Genomic DNA, 482 nt, shown 5'->3' with positions numbered 1-482 from the left:
CTGCGTGCCCTGCTCACGGGTGGCGACGCCCTCCACCACGGCCCTCCTGCCTCAGTACCCGTGGCCCTCTTCAACCACTACGGGCCCACCGAGAGCACCGTCGTCGCCACCTTCACCCCCGTCCTGCGCGACGACAGCACGCGGCCTCCCATCGGCCGCCCCATCGACAACACCCGCACGTACGTCCTCGACGCTCACTTGCAGCCGGTGCCCGTGGGTGTCCCGGGTGAGCTCTTCCTCGCCAGTGAAGGCCTCGCCTGGGGCTACCTCGGCCAGTCCGCACTGACGGCCGAGCGCTTCATCCCGAACCCCTTCTCCTCCGCCCCAGGTGCCCGCCTCTACCGCACCGGTGACGTCGTGCGCTGGCGCGCCGACGGCCAGCTGGACTACCTCCAGCGGCTCGACTTCCAGGTGAAGGTGCGCGGCTTCCGCATCGAGCTGGGCGAAATCGAAGCCTCGCTCCTCGCGCATGCCTCCGTGCA

At 70.1% G+C, this 482-nt stretch carries 1 protein-coding gene; it reads left to right on the top strand.

Going from position 1 to position 482, the window contains the following annotated elements:
• On the top strand, nucleotides 1-482 hold a 482-nt coding region (locus tag D7X55_RS40500), incomplete at both ends, for an AMP-binding protein (RefSeq protein WP_147470482.1).

The organism is Corallococcus sp. AB049A (assembly GCF_003668885.1).
Taxonomy (GTDB): Bacteria; Myxococcota; Myxococcia; order Myxococcales; family Myxococcaceae; genus Corallococcus; species Corallococcus interemptor.
This window is presented reverse-complemented; position numbering and strand designations above follow the sequence as displayed.